At 37.0% G+C, this 17,929-nt stretch carries 12 protein-coding genes and 1 pseudogene; all 13 read left to right on the top strand.

Annotated elements, in window-relative coordinates:
- Positions 1-2 precede the first annotated feature (2 nt).
- The 13 genes and pseudogenes from lpdA (at position 3) to LI951_RS01835 (ending at position 17,436) form a co-directional block, all read left to right on the top strand.
- The gene (gene lpdA / locus LI951_RS01895) at positions 3-1,388 is read left to right on the top strand and encodes a dihydrolipoyl dehydrogenase (RefSeq protein WP_229441088.1); all 1,386 of its coding nucleotides are present in this window, start codon (positions 3-5) and stop codon (positions 1,386-1,388) included.
- Between the two features lie 35 nt (positions 1,389-1,423).
- Positions 1,424-2,671: a serine hydroxymethyltransferase gene (gene glyA / locus LI951_RS01890; RefSeq protein WP_229441087.1), complete on the top strand. Its 1,248-nt coding sequence runs from the start codon at positions 1,424-1,426 to the stop codon at positions 2,669-2,671.
- 912 nt (positions 2,672-3,583) lie between these two features.
- Positions 3,584-3,769 (top strand): hypothetical protein, encoded by a 186-nt coding sequence (locus LI951_RS01885; protein ID WP_202068466.1) that lies wholly within the window; start codon positions 3,584-3,586, stop codon positions 3,767-3,769.
- Entirely contained in the window at positions 3,766-4,107 is a 342-nt protein-coding gene (locus tag LI951_RS01880) for an ACT domain-containing protein (protein WP_229441086.1), read from the top strand. Before LI951_RS01885 ends, LI951_RS01880 begins: the two co-directional genes overlap by 4 nt.
- 62 nt (positions 4,108-4,169) lie before the next feature.
- Positions 4,170-4,534 (top strand): annotated as a pseudogene (locus LI951_RS01875) (L-serine ammonia-lyase, iron-sulfur-dependent, subunit beta); the annotation flags it as partial.
- 86 nt (positions 4,535-4,620) lie between these two features.
- Positions 4,621-5,904 (top strand): MFS transporter, encoded by a 1,284-nt coding sequence (locus LI951_RS01870; RefSeq protein WP_229441085.1) that lies wholly within the window; start codon positions 4,621-4,623, stop codon positions 5,902-5,904.
- 14 nt (positions 5,905-5,918) lie between these two features.
- A complete protein-coding gene (locus tag LI951_RS01865; protein WP_202068461.1) occupies positions 5,919-7,115 on the top strand; it encodes an amidohydrolase in 1,197 nt (398 codons plus the stop codon).
- 432 nt (positions 7,116-7,547) lie between these two features.
- Entirely contained in the window at positions 7,548-9,548 is a 2,001-nt protein-coding gene (locus LI951_RS01860; protein ID WP_202067413.1) for a transglutaminase domain-containing protein, read from the top strand.
- A 623-nt stretch (positions 9,549-10,171) separates the two neighbouring features.
- On the top strand, positions 10,172-11,095 hold the full coding sequence (locus LI951_RS01855) for a helix-turn-helix domain-containing protein (protein ID WP_202067414.1): 924 nt from the start codon (positions 10,172-10,174) through the stop codon (positions 11,093-11,095).
- 921 nt (positions 11,096-12,016) lie between these two features.
- On the top strand, positions 12,017-12,502 hold the full coding sequence (locus LI951_RS01850; protein ID WP_202067415.1) for a GNAT family N-acetyltransferase: 486 nt from the start codon (positions 12,017-12,019) through the stop codon (positions 12,500-12,502).
- Positions 12,503-12,630: 128 nt separating this feature from the next.
- Complete coding sequence (locus tag LI951_RS01845; RefSeq protein ID WP_229441084.1) at positions 12,631-13,530, top strand: prenyltransferase; 900 nt, start codon at positions 12,631-12,633, stop codon at positions 13,528-13,530.
- A gap of 1,124 nt (positions 13,531-14,654) precedes the next feature.
- Positions 14,655-15,632: a S66 family peptidase gene (locus tag LI951_RS01840; protein ID WP_229441083.1), complete on the top strand. Its 978-nt coding sequence runs from the start codon at positions 14,655-14,657 to the stop codon at positions 15,630-15,632.
- Between the two features lie 538 nt (positions 15,633-16,170).
- Positions 16,171-17,436: an aminoacyltransferase gene (locus LI951_RS01835; protein ID WP_229441082.1), complete on the top strand. Its 1,266-nt coding sequence runs from the start codon at positions 16,171-16,173 to the stop codon at positions 17,434-17,436.
- The last annotated feature ends 493 nt before the right edge of the window (positions 17,437-17,929 follow it).

Genomic DNA, 17,929 nt, shown 5'->3' with positions numbered 1-17,929 from the left:
TTATGTATGATTTGATTGTAATTGGTGCTGGTCCCGGAGGCTATGTGTCAGCTATTAAAGCTGCTCAGCTGGGAATGAAGGTTGCTGTCGTCGAAAAAGGGAAGGCGGGAGGTACGTGCCTGAACCGCGGGTGTATTCCTACTAAAACACTTCTTCATGCTGCAGAGGTGATCGAAGCAGTGAAAAAGTCTTCAAACAGCGGGGTGAGCTTTGGGGAAGCGAATATTAATTTAGAAGAATTGTATCAAAGAAAAAATGCTGTTGTTTCTAAGCTTGTAGAGGGTATTGAGAACTTATTGAGCGCTAATGGTGTTGACCTAATAGTGGGAACAGCTAAAATAACCGGTCCTCATGAGGTGACTATCGGGACAGAAATTCTGGAGGCGAACAATATACTGATCGCAGCTGGTGCAGCTCCACAGATACCGCCAATCAAAGGAGTCGATCTGTCCAAGGTTATTACGAGTGATGGTCTTTTGGCAGAAGTACCTGATTTTAAGCGGCTGGTTATTGTGGGCGGTGGGGTCATAGGTGTTGAATTCGCAAGTGCATTTCGGGCTTTCGGTTGTGAAGTAACAGTCATTGAAGCCTTTGATACATTGTTGTCGAATTTTGATAAAGAAATATCTAAGAAACTGGCACTTTCACTTAAGAAAAAGGGAATTGCGGTTCATACGAAAGCAAGTGTCTCTGAAATACAAAGTCAGGCGGGTTCTTTAAAGTGTCTATTTACCAGTAAAAATAAAGAGCAGTCGGTTGAATGTGATAAAGTTCTGATTGCTGCAGGAAGAAAAGCATATGTGGATGGATTATTTGCCGAGGGCTGCATGTGTCATACGGACGAGGACGGCATTATTGTAAATGAGAATTTCCAGACCAATATTCCGTCTATTTACGCTATCGGGGATGTAGTCAGCGGAGCTGTTCAGCTGGCTCATGCAGCATCCGCTCAGGGAGTGAATGCAGTTTTAACCATCAATGGACAGGCTGCTGAGTATGACCTTTCTTTAATTCCCTCCTGTGTCTACACCTCACCGGAGATTGCTTCTGCAGGGATGGATGAAAAAGCTGCAAAAGTGTCAGGCATTCCAATAAAAATCGGGAAATATAATATGGCTGGCAATGGGAAAAGCATGATTGCTGAAAGCGATATGGGTTTTATTAAAGTAATAAGCCATGGGGAAACAGGCGAACTATTGGGGGCTCAGATGATGTGTGATCGGGCAACGGATATGATTATGCATTTTACACAGATGATCCATCAGAAGGTGACGGTATCAGAAGCAATTGAAGTGATCTATCCGCATCCGACATTCAGTGAAGGGATCGCTGAAGCATTGGAAAATACGTTCGGGAATGCCATTCATGTCATGCCGATGCGGAAATAAGGTTGTTAACAAAATTAAAAAGAAGCAGGTAGGATATGATTAATACAATTAATGACTATATTAAAAACTATGATTCAGCAGTAGGTTCGGCAATTGCTGCAGAGCTGGGAAGGCAACAGCAAAATTTGGAGCTGATTGCTTCAGAAAATATCATTTCTGAACCAGTAATGCTGACTATGGGCACTGTACTTGCCAATAAATACGCTGAAGGCTATTCCGGCAAACGGTATTACGGAGGCTGTGAGCATGTTGATGTCGTAGAGGATATTGCGAATGAACGATTAAAGGAATTATTTGGTGCGGGCTATGCAAATGTACAGCCCCATTCAGGAGCACAGGCAAATACTGCAGTTTATTATGCATTGCTGGAACCGGGAGACACAGTTATGGGAATGAACTTAGCCCATGGCGGACATTTGACACATGGCTCTCCGGTAAATATCTCTGGTAAATACTATAATTTTGTTCCATATGCTATTGATGAAATGAGCGGTTTTATCGACTACGAAAAAGTAAGGAAAACTGCATTGGAATGCAAGCCCAAAATGATTGTTGCTGGTGCTTCAGCTTATCCAAGGGCAATCGATTTTAAACGTTTTTCTGAGATTGCAAGAGAGGTAGATGCCTATTTGTTTGTTGATATGGCTCATATTGCCGGGATGGTCGCAGCAGGACTTCATCAAAATCCGGTAGAGTATGCGGATGTAGTGACATCAACGACCCACAAAACATTAAGGGGTCCTCGCGGCGGAATCATACTGACAAAGGATGAGGAATTCGGCAGGCAATTTAACAAAGCCGTTTTCCCTGGTATTCAGGGCGGACCGCTAATGCATATTATTGCTGCTAAAGCTGTCTGCTTCGGTGAAGCTCTTAAACCGGAATTCAAAGTGTATCAGCAACAAGTCATAAAAAATGCCAATGCTTTGGGTGAAGCAATGGTTTCAGAAGGCTTCCAACTGGTTTCAGGAGGAACAGATAATCATTTGATGCTGGTGGATCTCCAAAATTTTGATATTACGGGGAAAGAGCTGGAAAAAAGATTAGATGATGTGTATATCACTGTAAATAAAAATGCTGTTCCGAATGATCCGAAAAGTCCTTTTGTAACCAGCGGCATTCGCATTGGCACACCGGCAGTGACAACAAGAGGCCTCAAAGAAGAAGATATGCGGAAAATTGCGTATTTTATTAAGCAGACAGTTACTGATTTTGATAATTCCGCAGAGAGAATCCGAAAAGGAGTTACCGAAATATGTGAGAGATATCCGCTTTATGAGTAAAACAGAAAAGCAGAACTTTTTCTGAAGGAGAAAGCGAATGACAAATCAGTATACAAGTGTTTTTGATAGTATTGGTCCTGTTATAGTAGGAGGTTTTGACAGAAGTATGCCTGAGTCCAAAGCCGAATAAACGGTATTCCGATTCGAGCATTCGAAGAAGCGTAGAAGCAAGTTCTTGCACGACCTTAAGACATGCGACGAGCATTCGAAGAAGCGTAGGAGCAAGTTCATACATGACCCCCAGACATGCGCCGAGCATTCGAAGAAGCGTAGAAGCAAGCTCTTGCACGACCTTAAGACATGCGCCGAGCATTCGAAGAAGCGTAGAAGCAAGTTCTTGCACGACCTTAAGACATGCGCCGAGCATTCGAAGAAGCGTAGAAGCAAAGTCCCTTCATGATTCGAGGATCGGAACGAAGTCTTTCAATTCTAAATGGCTCTGCCGTTTAGAAAGTGATGAAATCGAAACGAAGTGTAGTGTAGTGCAGTGAGAACCGAAAACGCAGAAAAACGGATACCCGTAATGTTTTGTCTCGGGAATCGTTAGACTCGTAGAGACAGCTGTTCTTCTATGCTACGCATACAGTTCTACTACATCAAGTGAGCTAGTTTCATTCAAGGAATACTTATCGAAACTACGCATACCATTCTGCTAAAGTACGAATATAAGCAGAAGCGGCAAAGTAGAACTAGCACTTGTCGGTCCTAAACTGTGCCGAGTAATCGCAGGCAGCATCTTGGAAATAAGTCGAATGATACTGGAAATGAGCAGTTCAAGGGAGATAAGCGATCAAGGCATAATGTTTTGTTTTCTCGTGCAAATGCTTAGCACAGTTTAGAACTTGCTCGTCACATGGAGAAGCTTTGTCACAATCTCGCTTGGATCGGCAAAGTAGTTCGCAAGATTTTTAATTGTTTGAATCGTTTGCTAAAACATATCGCAGGTACGGTACAGATAGTGCACTGGTAGGCGGCTTGTTGGGAATGGAGCCGGATGATGGTAGGCTGGCAGACTCTTTGGAAATTGCCCCTGAACAAGGTATGGAGGTTTTGCTTACACTAGCAAAAGCTCATGCGGATCATCCAAATACAGTTTGAATCAGCTTAAAAAAAGAGAGTACAAATTAAGTCCCACAGGTATTTCAATAGGCGGCGAAAGTATTCAAATTTCTGAAATCAATGGGTTTAAACGCCATTTATCCATAACCATTCCGACATACCTGGTTGCTCACTGGGATATGCCGGGCTTAATTTCTAAAACAGCCGGTGCTTTTTCTGAATATCAGATTAATATTGCTATGCTGACGATAACAAGAGAGTCAAAAGGAGAAAAGGCAATTATAGTTTTGGAAGTAGATTCACAAGAAAAAAGTGCAGAATTGATAAATAAAATTCAAACTATTTCAGGTATCCATTCTGCAAGTTTTTTCTTTTAATATAGCAGAAATGAGGCATAGATATATTTGAAAGCGCTTTATATCCAGCGGCAATGACAGAGAAAATTTGGTCTGCCAGTGCTATGGTCAGCGCAGCAATTGTGATAACAATGGGTGGAACACCAAAACAAGCTGCAAATGCTCTTGCCATAACGCTGAAAAATATGCTAGGGTTGATATGCGACCCTGTAGCAGGTCTGGTGGAGGTACTCTGTGCAACGAAACATTGAGTGCTTCACAGGCGTTTATTTCAGCTGACATGGCTCTTGCAGGAATAAAATCAGTCATTCCAGCTGATGAAGTAATTGAAGCCTTGAATAATGTTGGGAGACAGATAACCAGCATTTTTAAAGAAACAGCGGAAGGAGGATTAGCCAGAACAGCAGCAGGAATAGCAATTGGCAAAAGGATATTTAGGAGTCATTAAAAAATCTTTATTGATTGAGAGGGGAGCATTGTTTTTGTTTTTGGAGACAAAGTATGAAGTAATCAATGAAAGGGAAGAGACGTACTATGGAAAATAAAAAGAAAATGTTTTATGGCTGGTGGATTGTTGCAGGATGTGTTGTCATCACAGCAACTGTCGTGCCTTTAGTCATGTCGTTGTCAGGAAAGTACGCTTTAGCGGTAACAGAAGAGTTGGGCATTAACCGCAGTCAATTTATGCTGGCGAATACAATTGTACAAATGATTGGGATATTTCTTTCGCCGATTGTATCCAAACGAGTTGCTTTAGGTCAGATGAAAATGCTGCAGGTTGGGGGAATCATTGGATTTTGCATTAGTTATTTTACTTATTCTTTTGCTCAAAACGCGATGCATTTGTATATTTCCTCCTTCTTTATCGGAATCTTCTTCTGGGCTTCTGCACTTATTCCAATCAGCTACATGGTAACAATGTGGTTCAAGGAAAAGCGTGGACTGGCTATGAGTATTGCCATGGCAGGGATTGGTTTAGGCGGAACAATATTTTCTCAGGTAGTTACTATTTTCCTGGATAATTATGGCTGGAGGACAACGTATCAGCTGATGGCGGGGATTGCGCTGGTTTGTTCATTACCAATTGTACTTTTTGTATTTAAAAGCTCTCCGGCTGAAAAAGGGTTGGTTGCCTATGGTGCTGATGTTGAACCAGCTAAGCAATCTGAGGGAGCGATTGAAGAAAGTAAGGACTCTGCGATTACCGTAAAGGCTTCTTATGGAAAATTCTTTTTCTGGCTGGTCATGATTGGCATGTTCCTTAATGGTCTGATTAATACAGGTGCCTTGTCCAACTTTCCTGCAGCGATTCAGGAAATGCATGATCCGACAACATCTGCAAATATTATTTCTATTTACTCATTTGTCGGAATTTTCGGAAAACTGCTTCTTGGTTGGATCAATGATCGATTTGGCGTGGTAGCAAGCAGTATCTTTGGCTGTGGTGCATTTTTTATTGCATTTATTTTGATGCTTTTTGGGCAAAATCTAGGAGTAATGTATCTAATGGCATTTTCTTTTGGGCTGGGTACTCCGATTGGAACGGTTTCTCCACCACTGATTACAGCGAGTGTCTTTGGTCAAAAAAATTATCCCGAAGCCTTCGGTCTGGTTAGCAGTGTAGGAACTCTCGGGACAGCTATCGGTTCAGTGTTTGTTGCCAGGATTTTAGATATGACAGGTTCTTACAGTACAGCATGGCTGTTTATGATTGTTTTCACTGCATTAACACTATTTGGTTGGATTGGTTCTTATGTTACTTCACGTAGATATTTTGATGGTGCTCAAAAAGCTGACAGCGTAAATGCTGTGGAGTAGAGGGAGGAAAAAACATGAGTTTAAAAGAACAGTTATTTGAAAAATTACGTGAAAAAGAAAGCAGAATGATTGAAATTCGCAGATACTTGCATCAACATCCTGAGCTGTCTTTTTACGAAACAGAAACCGCAAAATATATTGCTGATTTTTATGAAGGTAAGGGTTTGGATGTTCAAGTTGAGACAAATATTGGTGGAGAACATGGCGTGATTGTAACCATTGATTCAGGAAAACCCGGGAAGACGTTAGCTATTCGAGCAGACTTTGATGCTCTCCCAATCAAAGAAGAAACCGGACTGTCCTTTGCTTCTGAAAATGAGGGTGTTATGCATGCGTGTGGTCATGACGTTCATACTGCCTACATGCTTGTATTGGCAGAAACTTTGGCTGAAATGAAAGATCAGCTGAATGGAAAGATCAAAGTGCTTCATCAGCCTGCGGAAGAAACTCCTCCTGGAGGTGCTGTGGGCATGATCAAAGCAGGATGCCTTGAAGGCGTTGACAATGTGGTCGGGATACATGTGATGAGTACGTTTCCATTTGGTAAGATTCTTTATAGAGAAGGCGAAGTTCAGTCTGCCCGTTCCTTCTTCAAGCTGACAATTGAGGGCAAAGGGGGGCATGGCTCTTCTCCGCATGAAGCAAATGATGCAATTGTTGCCGGCAGTTATTTTGTGACAATGCTGCAAACCGTTATCAGCCGTCGAATCAATCCTTTTGATATGGGTGTTGTGACAGTTGGTTCCTTTGATGCTAAAGGAATGTTCAATGTCATTAAGGATAAAGTTGTTTTGGATGGAGATGTACGGGCGATGAGTGAGGGTGCACGGAGTATCATTGATGCAGAAATCAAAAAAATCTGTGAGGGACTGGAAGCAGCATTCAGTGTAAACTGTGTACTGGAATATACAACAGACTATCCTGTTTTATATAACGATCCGGCATTTACAAGACAGGTTGCGGAAATCTTGAAGAACAGTCAGATGGATAATGTTGATAGTGTCGAAGTGACTCCGCCGTTACCGCCTTCAGAAGATTTTGCTTATTATGCTGAAAAAGTGCCAAGTACATTTATTTATGTGGGGGCTCAGGTAGAAGGAAAGCCAGCTTACCCACATCACCATCCTAAGTTCGATATCAATGAAAAGTCATTGCTGGTTTGTGCGGAAGCAATGGGCAGTATTGTTGTTGATTACTTGAATAAAGGATGAGTGGTTCAGAACATTTTAAAATTTTCTATTGCTGGACATTATTTATAAACTATCTTTTATTATAATTTATAATTTGGTCAGATCAGCAGTTATCTATCTTGTTTAAAAGATTATGTTGAAGTTTCCTGTTAAGGAAAGGTCTTCAATATAATCTTTTTTTGTGCAGAAATTTATAGTTTATTAATTTTTTCCTTCGAATTCACCCATTTTTCACTAAAAACCCTATTACATCAGTGGTTACATAAGCTGTTTTCTAAACAAATAGAATACGCTTCGGGAGACTGTTCGCTCAATGATTTTCTATATTGGTTTCTAAAATTTGAGGTAAATTCAAAATTTTTTCCATCTTTTATTATTTCTGGGAGTACGATAGAATAAAGGATAGTATTACAAAAAAAGGATTTTATTTGTTAAAATGAAGGGGTTTACGCAATGGAGAAAGAGTATTATATTTTGGAACCATCTTTAGCTTCTGCTGCAACAAAGCAAGAAAATATTGAAATGTGGCTGAAAGCAAAAGAAACAGATTTTTATAAAGCTCAGATTGAACAGGAAAGAGATTATTGTTTTTGGTGTTATATTACTGAGACTGCGAAACAAACATCGCTGGAAAGCCATACATCAATGGCGTATACATTGAATGATCCGCAAACTTTGAATGTTGCTGCTAAAACGAATTTTATTCTGAACAAGGATGAGGTTCTCTATATTCACACATTATCTGTAGTCCGAGACGGTCAAGTTATAGATAAACTGGATGATATTAATGTAAAAGTTCTGGATCATATACAGGAAGGCAATAATGGAAGTTTTTCAGATCAAAAAAATATAACGATTCTTATTCGGGATCTGCATTTAAATGATGTTTTTATTATTGAGACAACGATCAAATGCAAATACAGTGAAGACAGTCTTCGTAATCAATTTTTCCGCTATAGCTATTCCTATCCTGGGCCTTATTGGGCATATAGTGAATATCGGTTTCAGTTAAAAAATGAAAGCGGACAAGCCCTTGAAGGAAATTATCATTATTTTCGTGATGAATCAGGAAAGATTATCGAGAAGGAAAAAGTTGTTATTGCAGATCAGGGAACATTCGTAATTGAGGAAAAGCTGTTTAACGGAAAGGAAATAAAAGAAGGAGAGATTGAGCCATTTATTGATTTTTCCACTCAAAAAAATTTTACTGAGATTACTGAGGTATTGGCAGAACTATATCAAAAATTTTATCAGGCAGATGTGAATACTTTTGCTGCTGAGTTAATAAAAGAATTAGAACTGCTTCCTTCTTTGGAAAATAAAATCAGATATGCTATAGACTTTGTTCAAAAGCAAATCTATTATTTATATAATGCTTCTGAGATGGATGGACATGAGCCTCAGGCAGCAGATAGTACATTTAAAACAAAACAGGGGGATTGTAAGGCAAAGACAGTGCTTTTAAAAGTGCTTCTTGATTATTTAGGTATTCATTCCGAGATTGTGCTGGTAAATTATGAACGGGATATCTTTTTGCCGGTGTATACGCCATCTCCATTTATTTTCAATCATGCCATTCTAAAAATATATTATGAAGATAAAATTTATTTTGTAGATGCAACGGTGGAAAATGATCAGGGGGTGCTAGGCAAACGTCGAAAAGACAGTTTTATGTATTATTTGGAAATAAAGGCAGGGACTGAGCTGCAGAAACAGATGCCTTTTCAGGAGCAGCCGCCGGTTATTGAAGAGATCATTACCTGTAATGTAAAAGAAGATGCAGCAGATTTTAGCTTAAAAGGTACTTTGCGCGGAAGAGTTGCGAATACAACCAGAGATATGTTTAAAAACCAGACCAATAAAGATATTATAAAGACATTTAATGGTTCAATTTATAATAACATGGCCTTGCACAACAAATATGAAGCTGAAGAGATTGATAAGTACTTCAGTGATACATCTATTCAGATAGTTAATGATAATAAAGAACAAAATGAAATACAGGTACTCTATAAAGCTCGTATTTCCAGCCCTTATCTAAAAGAAGGGAATAAACGCTTTTTGCATTACTGGGATCGAACTTATTTTGTGGATGACGGAGCTAAAAATTTTCATCACCGAGATTTTCCATTTTGGATTGACCGCAATTCAGTGAAAATGGAAATTCATTTAACCACTGATTGTGCTATTGATCAGCAGGAGAAATTTACACGACAGGAATGCGATATCCAATCTGTCTGGCTGCAGCATCGGACGACTAAAAAGATTTCTGAACATGGTGTATCTTGCTATTTAGAGTATCATCCGTATCGCAACTTAGCTATTTCAGGAAAAGAGCTGGAAGAATATATTAAAGTGAATGATCAAATTAGAAACAGCAATTTGGGTGTAGGGATTGATATTGTTGAGGATACATTTTTCAAGAAAATCAGTCGACTGTTCAAAGGGAAATAAGTCCTTTTTATTGTATTCTTTGGAATAGGCCAAGTCAGAAGAATGATTTTATATCAGAAAATAGTTTATTAAGATAAAAAAACAAAAAAGATCAGTTTATGTAGTTAGAGGAAAAACGAACCTCTCAGGGGGACAAACTACGTAGACTGATCTTTTATGAAATTAAAATGACGACTGCATAAGGAAGAGTATAACAACATAAATATGCAAAACTAAAAATGTTTGATTAGCTGTTGTATTAATACGAATTGTTCAGTTTTGAGCTTTTTGGTATAATAAGCTATGTTTTCATATTGAATTAGCTGTTTTATATGAAAACTTCCCGGCATTATTGTTTTGCAGACTAAGTAGTGTCGGGATTGGAAAGAGTTGTTGATTTGTATAGCAGTTTTAAACTAAAAAGTAATATGTTTTTCGTACTTTTCCAATATAAAGGTCATTTTAATTTTAAGGAAGTAACCCCTCTGTTGGTAAATGTTATCAGACATTAAAGAAACGATAAAGTACATTTGAAGCGTTTTGATAAAACCGCACTAAAAAGTACTTTTTGTAAGCAAAAAAGATGAAAAAGCTTATTTATTTCTTTAATGTGTGTGTTATTGACACGAAATGGAGGAGATTTTTTGGAAATTGGAGAGACATTAAGATTTATTCGAAAAAAGAAAAAGTTCACTCAACAGGAGATTTCGAAAAGCTATCTGGATCGCACAGCTTATTCAAGAATTGAAGGAGATGAACGACCAGTTAGAATGAACGATTTAAGTGGGATTCTGGATGGTTTGTCTGTAAATGTGCATGAATTTTTTTCCTATATTATGTTTGATTACGATCAGCAATCTTTTAGAGAATTACTTCATAATTGCCTAGACCAATCCAACAATCATCACGACAAAGAAAAGCTGATCAGTTATTTTAAAAGATTAAATAACAAGACGAATAAAAACTTAAGAGAATTTTCCAACTATTTAGCAATTAAGCACTGCTTTCAAAATTTATGGAATGAAATCCCTCCGATTAATAAAAATGATGTTGAGATCGCTTATAGAAACGTAGCGGATAAAGATTATTATTTCCAATATGATTACGCAATAATCATGAATATTATTCCTTATTTTTCAACTGAACGGGCTGATTCGATTATAAAGCAGGTAATTCCAATCAAAGATGAGGCTAAGAGAGACAGTACAACAAAGAATTTTGCCTACAGTATTTTGATAAACTTAATTAATCTTAGAATTCATGACAATAATTTAAGTTCTGCAAAGGATTATCTTGAACTGGCAAAAAAGCAACCTAGTCTTTTTAGAAATTATAGTCACAGACTGGATTTAAATTATTTGGACAGTCTAATAGAATTTCTATCTAATGGAGATCCTTCTGCTTATACTAAGCTTTTAACTTTTGTAAATATGACCAGAGATATCGGAGATTATGAAAAAGCAGAGACAATGAAAGCAGAACTAAAGACATTGACACAAAAGAAATTTGATGAAAAATATAAAGAAAAGAGAACACATCTTCCAATCAACCTCATAAAAGAGGGATAATTTATAGGAAAGCAAGAAAGATACTGAGACAGCTGGAATTCTGTTTTCAGTAATTTTTATGTGCGCCCTGCATGGGTAACGACTAGTGTCTTGTTCTGAGATTATTCTTCTATAGAACGCAACTGCAAGAATCATCATGGTCAAGTATTTGGACAGTGGACTTCAAGCAAATCGTCTGTGAAAAATGGCTGCTCGACTCCATCGCTGAATCAAATCCAATCAGCTGTAATTAGCCTTGTAAAACAGCTCTGATTCCCGATTTTCCTTTGACACTGCGGAGATTTTTGACCAGTCGATCTTTTTGCTTTTCATTGACTAAAATGTAACTCCTATTATTTCTTGCTAGGAAAACTTTCTCTTACCAGACTGTACTTATTTAACAGTAATAGAGCGGGTCAATGTCCGGACAAGATAATAGGCGGTGAAAGTCTGCTACAGGTTTGGCAGTAGGAACTGTTGGATGGCAAGGCGACAATCGTGATGTTGTGGCTGAAGCTGGGCGCAAACTCCTGAACTGACGAACAATAAGGCTGAAGCAGGTCGGATGAGTCTGCATAACAAGACAAAATCTACTACTGATCGAAACCCATACAGTAAATTCAGCAGTTGCAATGAAAGAGAATTTCCTCTGGTAATTGTCCAGTATACTAAAATTTAAGTACCTCCGATGAATGATGTAGTAAGAAGTGTTTGTCTAAACGGAAGAAACAGACGATTTAAGCTATGAGTATTAGTATAATGAACACAAAAAGTTTTTTATCTGGGAATTGAAAATATTTGGACAAAAATTCACACTGGAATTCCTATGGTTTGTCAGCTTTTTAAATTACTTGATATCTATGAGGAGTAAGGCTCAGCGATAGTTGTGTATAGATGAAGAGGGTTTATGGAATAGTATGAAAACTTGAAAAGGATAGGGCTATGGGGATTCAATTAACATTAATCACAAATAAAGAACAGCTTAGTGAAGTACAAAACATATACCAAAAATCGTTTAGCGAACTGCTTGAGAAATATCAGGACGTAGAGACCAATCCGGCAATGGAAGAATTGGATAGTCTAAAAAGTAAATTTTTGCGTTCGAACACTTCGTTTTTCTTTATAGAATATACTGGCAAAAAAATTGGCGTTATCCGCGTATTGGTGGAACAGCCAATTGGACGTATTGCACCCATTGCGATACTACCGGAAGCGCAGGGACATGGTTTGGGCTATATGTCGATGCTGAAAGTAGAAAAACAGTTTCCAGAGGTGACCTGCTGGCAGCTGGACACGATTAAGCAGGAAGAAAAACTCATCTGTCTTTATGAAAAATTGGGCTATGCTCAAACAGGATTAGAAGTAAAAGTAACAGACAAGATGGATATCGTCTATATGGAGAAAAACATTTCTGTTCTTGGAATGTGAAGTAGCATTTTCAGACAATTATCTTCGACCTGAACCAAAAGTCAATACATAAAGACTCTTCTATTGACTCTTTTTCAGAAAATGACTATAGTCAGTAAGTACGAAAAAAATTAGAAATTAGGGATAGAATGAGTGGAAAGATTTTATGGGAGTTAGGAGAAATTTATACAGCGCCATTAAATTTCTTTCTGATTCTGTTGGGTATGTCGTTTGCAAAAGTAGAATATGGTGTTTTTTATAATTGGCGAGTTTTGGTTTTTACGATTACATTATTGTTTATTCATATCGCAGTCAATATTTTTAATAACTACATGGACTATCAAAATGCAGAGGATTTGAAGTATAAAGAAGTGACGAATATTATTGGCAGAGAACACCTATCACTTAAAACGGTTCGTTCTTCGTTCTTATTGATCCTGCTTTTATCTTTTTTTACAGGGGCATTTTTGACTTGGCATTCAGATATTTTTGTTTTTATTTTAGGAGTCTTTGGATATTATGTAGGACTGGGGTATTCAACCGGAAAGCATCCGATAAACAGTCTGCCGATTGCAGAAAGCATTCCCGCCCTTTTAAGCGGGTATATGATTCCAATGATGAGTGCATACTTAACAAGCTTTCAGTATCAGCAGGAATCAAAGGGCTTTTTATTAAAGACATTTATCGTCTGCATGCCTATGGTTTTCTGTATGTTTAATAATTTACTGGCGAATAATACCTGTGATTTGGAAGAAGATATTAAAAATAATCGAAAAACGCTTGTTTATTATATAGGGAAAAAGATGAGTGTTCGTTTGTTGCTTGTATTAACGGCAGTGCAGGCTGTTTCTATTGCAGCTTCAGTTTATTTGAAATTAGCTTCTCCGTTTCTGCTTCTTTCATTATTATTTTTACCAGTCATTTTCTTTATGTTGAGGCCTTATGTAAAACGACAAATCAAAAAAGAAACATTCCCAATTGTTTTGAAAGCCATGTCTTTGATGATGGTTGGTTATCCGTTAATTTATTTAATCACAGCATTTTTATAGTAAGTTTCGATTAGTATTAAAATTTAAATAAAGTTCAAGAGGCGGTCGGTACAAAAGCGATCAGCTCCGAGAATTAAGAAGGAATATCCAAAAATTGTCAAGGAACACTATTCATAGAATGAATAGCTGTGAATAGATACCTTCATGGAGCTTCTTATATTTTCAGAATCGTTCGGCTTAATTCCGAAGGAGTTACTTTTGTACCGCCGTTTATTCGGGGTTAGATACGAAGAGCGTTTGAAACTTTATTTTTGTCTTGCTCTCTTCTTGTTGCTTCTATGTAAAATCTGCAACAGCAATTTTTTTTATAAGCGTAGATTGATTGAATGACCATCAAGAAAATCATAAAAGTACTGATAGGCTTTGTTAGTATTTGTTGTGATTCTTTTATGAATATAACCATCATTTTCAGCATACTCAATTTCCTATTGCCCCTTTTCAAAAATACTCTGAATAAAATGATTTATTTCATTATTTGATAATGTAAAAAAATTGAAATTATCCAGAGTATGCTCCTCAAACACATAATCCAATGTTTTTTATTGACATTATGGAAATAGTCTCTTCCTTAAATGGATTGTAATTCATGTGATAGGGAAAAGTAAAAGTAGTTTTAATTCTCTTTTTTATTATGATAATTTGAAGTATATTCACTTAAAACCCCAAAAATACTTGACATACAAGGATTCATCCCCTGCTTTTCTCCACCTTATAATAATTTATTTAATAGGTTGTCTTAGGTCGCAAAGCGATCACCTATCTTTAATTTGGAGCCGCTGTTCATTTATATTGGTACATGTTTTATGGTCATGTAAGAACTTGCTTCTACGAATGCTTGTCATCTATCCAGTAGTCTTATATGTAAGACTACTGGATAGATGCACATTTCTTGGATTAGAAGCATAACTTAGGTTTAATCCGGTTAATATGCTAGCATTATTTTGTCAGAAAGATTAAGGTTAGGCGGATAAATTTTTAGCAGGATAATCAAACAGCTTGTTTTTAGAAACTTTTTTTAATGGAAACGATGAATTTTTGTGTTCTCTAGGCAGCAGCCCATATCTTTTAATTGACAATTTATGATAGGATAAGGAAAAGTATTAATGGATATGGAGGCATCAGTAATGATTATTCCGAAAAAATTAAAAAAGGGAGATCATATCCGAGTGATTTCTCCTTCGAGCAGTATGGTAAGAATCGGTGGAGCAGCAGGAAATCAGGAGGCAGAAAAAGTCTTGGGGAAATTAGGATTAACTGTCAGCTTCAGTAAAAACAGTATGGAAAACGATCAAATGGGCTCTTCATCTATTGAATCCAGAGTAGAAGATCTCCATGAAGCATTTCTAGATCCGCAGGTTCAGGGAATCTTAACTTCTATAGGTGGTTTCAACAGTAATGAACTGCTTCCCTATTTGGATTATGAACTTATTGGAGCGAATCCTAAAATATTTTGCGGGTATAGTGATATTACTGCTTTGAATAATGCAATTTATACGAAATCTGATTTAGTAACGTATAGTGGTCCGCATTATTCAAGCTTTAAAATGAAAATGCTTCAGGAGTATCAAACAGCTTCTTTTGAGGATGTGTTAATGAAGTTCGGACAGCATCAATTAACTGCTTCAGAGCAGTGGAGTGATGATCCTTGGTTTCTAGATGAATATAAACCGAATATTAGTTCAAATGGCTGGAAAGTCTATTCTGAAGGGACAGCAGAAGGTGTTAGTTTGGGAGGAAACATAGGGACATTCAATTTACTTTCAGGGACTGTTTATCAGCCTTTAATTGATCATCCTGTTATCTTTATGGAAATGGAAGAAGAAGGGGATTTTAGAGATTTTGCCCGTGACATGGCTTCAATCCTGCAAGTTTATCGGAAACCGGCTGCTTTAGTAATTGGCAGATTTTCTGCTGCAACAGAGATGACGGAAGAGCGCTTGATCATGCTATTGGATAAACATCCTGTAGCAAAAACGATTCCTGTTCTGTACAATGTCAATTTTGGACATACACAACCAATATTTACTTTTCCTGTTGGTCAAAAGATGACAATAAATACAGCAAACCAAGAAATTTCTTTCATGGACCATGAGGAAAATTGATTGCTTTCATTTACCATGAATAGGTATAATATAGAATGTTACTGTGTAAAGGAAAAAAGTTCTAATTAAGCCAGTGATTGACTGTGTAATGGCAAACTAGCGTTCTGCTCAAATTACGATAAAAGATAGTCTGTAGATGATGTCCAATGATAGAAAATAGTAACTTGTACGCTTCAATGACAAGAACGAACAGCTATAAAAGCAGCTGGAGAATCGTCAGTCCCACTGTTACAGGAACATCTAGTAGAATGGTATGTGAACCGATAATCTGATGAATTAGCAATAATTTATTCCTGTGTTAAAAGCTTGCTTCTACGCTTCTACGAATGATCGTCACATGTCTGAGGGTCATGCAAGACTTGCTTCTACGAATGATCGTCGCATGTCTTAAGGTCATGCAAGAACTTGCTTCTACGCTTCTGGTATATGCTGTACGTTTCTTGGACTAGAAGTATTACTTAGTTTTAATTTGGTCTATACATTAGGAAACTAAAATGACAATAATTCAATCTTTATAAATGATGAGGGAGTCTGCTGTATGTATAAATTTTATTTACTTGAAGAACATGAATTTGGAAAATTTACTGATGAAGCTGAGAATGGAAATTATCTCCAAACGAAAGAGATGGCTTCGCTGAAAAAATCAAGAGGAGCAGAGGTCTTTTTCCCAGGAGTCAAGGATGAATCTGATAATACCGTGATGTCAGCATTAATGACCAAAACGAAATTGGGCGTAGGTTTTGTTTTTGATATTGACGGACTTGAAATACCTAAAAATAATACAGCGTTGCTTTCTTACTTTCTGGAAAATTTAAAAGAGTATGTAAAAAAAGAAGGATGTTTGTATCTAACAATTAGTCCAAATTGTGCTTATGGTATGTATGATTACTATGGAAAATTGTTGAATGATAAAGATAAGTCAGTGATTCAGCAGTTTTCAAAAGAAGGATATATTCACGAAGGGTTTACAAGCGGCTATGCTACAGATGGGAATCCGCAATGGATTTACAAAAAATCACTTGAAGGTTTTACTGAGCCAGAGCTTCTGAAATCTTATGGTAAAGATGCAAAATACAGTTTAAATAAAGCAAAAAGCTTTGGAATAACAACAAAAGAATTGAGGTACGAAGAGCTTCCGCAGTTCAAAGAAATTACTGAACGTACAAGTATTCGAAGAAACTTCAAGGATAAATCACTGGATTATTATCAAGCTGTTTACAAAGCATACGGCGATCGGGCGAAATTTGTTGTTGCTGAAATAAATTTTAGAACCTATTTGGAGAGTCTGGTACAGCAGAAAGAGCAGCTGCAGAAAAAATTGGATGAAGTAGCAGCATTTTTGGCGATCAATCCTAATAGTCGAAAGAAAAACAACCAAAAACGTGAATTTTCAGATGAACTTTCAACATATGAAAAGCGCATTGAAGAAGGAAAGAAAATGCTTGAAACACATGGAGATGAAGTTGCATTAGCCTGTGCACTGTTCCTGAGCTGTCCCCATGAAACAGTTTACCTCTTTTCAGGAACAGAAGAAGAGTTTAAAAAGCTTTATGCGCCATTTTTAATTCAAGATAAAATGCTAAGATATTCAGTGGAAAAAAATATTCCTTTATACAATTTTTATGGAATTGAGGGTATTTTTGACGGCTCAGATGGTATTCTGAAATTTAAGCAGTCTTTTAATGGCTACGCAGAAGAAAAGATTGGTACCTTTAAAACAATTATTAATCCTGGTAAGTATAAAGCATATATGATACTGAAGCATGTTCGCGAGTTCGTTAATAAACTCAGAGGTAGAGGGTAGAATAAGGCGCCTACTATCAGTTTGTTGGTTTATACTTAGAGTGATGGGACTATGACAAACACTTTATCCTTGGTTTTTTTGAGGAATATTTCGTCTTTTTCTTTAAAAAATGTTTTTTGATACAGAAAAAACCTTTAAAGTTAAGTACTTATATCAGTTTTCTTGCTGATATAACATACAAAAGAACAGTTTTTCTCTCATTTTAGTTTTTTTTGTATTTTTTGAGATTATTTATGCAAAATTTGCAAAAAATAAGTGTATGTCTTTATTTCTTCATATTTGTTTGTTATTCTTTACTTAAGAAAATGGATGTTTGTAAACATGTTTTTTCTTAATTTGAGAAAGGGAGGCCGGAATGATAAAATTGCTCATGCAATATTGTCTAATACTGCTGCTTGTGAAATAATACAGTAGTCTAATGATTTACTTCAAATTACAACAGACTTTAAAGAACTATAAAGTGCAGACCAGATTAAGTTCAATTTTCAATTTA

This window comes from Enterococcus sp. BWT-B8, assembly GCF_020567625.1.
Lineage (GTDB): Bacteria > Bacillota > Bacilli > Lactobacillales > Enterococcaceae > Enterococcus_L.
Note: the sequence above shows the minus strand (reverse complement) of the source record. Positions and strands in the feature narration are given on the sequence as shown.

What these genes read in the sequence shown, in the direction of transcription:
- LI951_RS01870 (WP_229441085.1), top strand. Translation starts at nt 4,621, where the DNA reads ATGGAAAATAAAAAGAAAATGTTTTATGGCTGGTGGATTGTTGCAGGA.
- LI951_RS01850 (WP_202067415.1), top strand. Translation starts at nt 12,017, where the DNA reads ATGGGGATTCAATTAACATTAATCACAAATAAAGAACAGCTTAGTGAA.
- LI951_RS01865 (WP_202068461.1), top strand. Translation starts at nt 5,919, where the DNA reads ATGAGTTTAAAAGAACAGTTATTTGAAAAATTACGTGAAAAAGAAAGC.
- glyA (WP_229441087.1), top strand. Translation starts at nt 1,424, where the DNA reads ATGATTAATACAATTAATGACTATATTAAAAACTATGATTCAGCAGTA.
- lpdA (WP_229441088.1), top strand. Translation starts at nt 3, where the DNA reads ATGTATGATTTGATTGTAATTGGTGCTGGTCCCGGAGGCTATGTGTCA.
- LI951_RS01840 (WP_229441083.1), top strand. Translation starts at nt 14,655, where the DNA reads ATGATTATTCCGAAAAAATTAAAAAAGGGAGATCATATCCGAGTGATT.
- LI951_RS01835 (WP_229441082.1), top strand. Translation starts at nt 16,171, where the DNA reads ATGTATAAATTTTATTTACTTGAAGAACATGAATTTGGAAAATTTACT.
- LI951_RS01860 (WP_202067413.1), top strand. Translation starts at nt 7,548, where the DNA reads ATGGAGAAAGAGTATTATATTTTGGAACCATCTTTAGCTTCTGCTGCA.
- LI951_RS01845 (WP_229441084.1), top strand. Translation starts at nt 12,631, where the DNA reads ATGAGTGGAAAGATTTTATGGGAGTTAGGAGAAATTTATACAGCGCCA.